The following is a 2,465-nucleotide window of genomic DNA, read 5'->3' as shown; positions in this document are numbered from 1 at the left end:
CTCGTCTTGCAGGATGTCTGATGCCCTCGCTGCCTCTTCGCTTGTCCGCACTGTTTCTGGCCCTGGGCCTGAGTGCCTGCGATGACGCCCCGCGGTTTACCGAAGCCGAACCCGGCGAAGCCCGCTCCGGCGGTAGCGCCACTGTGCGCAAGACCGATCAAAACGCATTTTCCCTGCCCTCGGCCAACCTGCCACCTTCACGGCGTGTGGATTTCAGCGTCGGCAACAGCTTCTTTCGCAACCCTTGGGTGATTGCGCCGTCGACCACGACAGCCCGTGATGGTCTGGGTCCTCTGTTCAACACCAATGCCTGCCAGGGCTGCCACATCAAGGACGGTCGCGGTCACCCGCCCGAACCTGACGCTTCGAATGCCGTATCGATGCTGGTGCGCCTGTCGATTCCCGACACCCCGGCTTATGCCAAAGTCATCGAGCAACTGGGTGTCGTGCCGGAACCCGTCTACGGCGGGCAGTTCCAGGACATGGCCGTGCCCGGCGTCGCCCCCGAGGGCAAGGTGCGGGTCGACTACACACCGGTAAAGGTGCAATTCAAAGACGGCACCGAAGTCGAATTGCGCAAGCCGAGCCTCAACATCATCCAGTTGAATTACGGCCCAATGCACCCCGACACACGTTTCTCGGCACGGGTCGCGCCGCCAATGATCGGCCTGGGCCTGCTTGAAGCAATCCCCGAGGAGGCAATCCTGGCCAACGCCGAGGCTCAAGCCAAAGCCGGGGACGGTATCGCCGGACGGCCGAACCGGGTCTGGGATGACGCGCAACAGAAAACCGTACTCGGGCGATTTGGCTGGAAAGCCGGGCAACCGAATCTCAATCAGCAGAATGTTCACGCGTTTTCCGGTGACATGGGTCTCACGACCAGCCTCAGACCCTTTGATGACTGCACCGACGGGCAAACCGCCTGCAAACAGGCGCCGAATGGCAACGGCGTAGATGGCGAGCCGGAAGTCAGCGACAACATCCTGCGCTTGGTGCTGTTCTACACTCGCAACCTCGCCGTTCCGGCCCGCCGTGATGTCAACGCTGCTGAAGTGCTGGCCGGCAAGAATTTTTTCTATCAGGCGGGATGCCAGTCCTGCCATACGCCGAAATACACCACCGCCGCCAACGCCGCCGAACCTGAACTGGCCAATCAAGTGATTCGCCCTTACAGCGATCTGCTGCTGCATGACATGGGCGACGGCCTGGCCGACAACCGCAGCGAATTCCAGGCCAGTGGCCGCGACTGGCGCACGCCGCCGTTGTGGGGCATTGGATTGACGCAAGCGGTCAGCGGCCATACCCAGTATTTGCATGACGGCCGCGCTCGCAATCTGCTCGAAGCCGTGCTCTGGCATGGCGGCGAAGCAACCGCGGCGCAGCAACAGGTTTTGTCTTTCAATGCCGAGCAGCGCGCCGCGTTGCTGGCGTTTTTGAATTCACTTTAATACGCATTCGACTGCGGGAGCCCGACATGTTTCGTCCCAAATTGTTGTTCACCAGCCTGGCCGCACTAGCGTTGGGCGCCTGTTCGCCTCAGGACCCGCAAGCGGTCACGTCGGCAGCCATCGCCAAATCGGTGATCCTGCCGACCTACACCCGCTGGGTAGAAGCCGACCGCCAACTGGCTGTCAGCGCGCTGGCCTACTGCGAAGGCAAGGAAACACTGGAAACTGCCCGCGCCGACTTCCTGCACGCACAAAAAGCCTGGGCCGAGCTGCAACCGCTGTTGATCGGGCCGCTGGCTGAAGGCAATCGTGCATGGCAAGTGCAGTTCTGGCCGGACAAGAAAAACCTGGTCGGCCGCCAAGTCGAGCAACTGATCACGGCACAGCCGCAAATCGATGCAGCGGCACTGACCAAGTCCAGCGTCGTGGTGCAAGGCCTGTCGGCCTACGAATACATTCTGTTCGACAGCAAGCCAGATGTGGCCAACGCCGAGCAGAAAGCCAAGTATTGCCCGCTGTTGATCGCCATTGGCGAGCGTCAGAAACAATTGGCCGAAGAGATTCTGAAAAGCTGGAACAACACGGACGGTATGCTCGCGCAAATGAGCAAGTTCCCGAACCAGCGTTATGCTGACTCGCACGAAGCAATTGCCGATCTGTTGCGCGTGCAAGTCACTGCGCTCGACAGCCTGAAGAAAAAACTCGGCACGCCAATGGGGCGCCAGACCAAGGGGGTCCCGCAACCGTTCCAGGCCGATGCATGGCGCAGCCAATCTTCCCTGGCCGGCCTTGAGGCAAGCCTGGCCGCTGCCAAAACAGTCTGGGAAGGCGTCGACAACAAGGGCTTGCGCAGCCTGTTGCCAAGCGATCAGAAGCCATTGGCCGACAAGATCGACGCCGCCTATGCCGCTTCGTTGAAACTGTTCGCAAGCAACCAGCGCTCGCTGACCGAAATGCTCAACGACGACGCCGGTCGCCAGCAACTCAACGATATCTACGACAGCCTCAACGTCGTCC

General features: G+C 60.9%; 2 protein-coding genes. Both read left to right on the top strand.

Features of this window, described 5'->3' with window-relative positions; translation table 11 throughout:
* The first annotated feature begins 20 nt into the window (after positions 1 to 20).
* The gene (locus D8V06_RS09700; RefSeq protein ID WP_130930871.1) at positions 21 to 1,448 is read left to right on the top strand and encodes a di-heme oxidoredictase family protein; all 1,428 of its coding nucleotides are present in this window, start codon (positions 21 to 23) and stop codon (positions 1,446 to 1,448) included.
* A gap of 26 nt (positions 1,449 to 1,474) precedes the next feature.
* Positions 1,475 to 2,465, top strand: a 991-nt coding sequence (locus D8V06_RS09695; RefSeq protein ID WP_130930870.1) for an imelysin family protein, incomplete at its 3' end; no start/stop codon positions are given.

Origin of the sequence: Pseudomonas sp. Sample_24, assembly GCF_004307605.1 — a bacterium.
Classification (GTDB): Bacteria; Pseudomonadota; Gammaproteobacteria; order Pseudomonadales; family Pseudomonadaceae; genus Aquipseudomonas.
The sequence above is the reverse complement of the archived record's forward strand: the minus strand, read 5'-3'. Positions and strand labels throughout refer to the sequence as shown.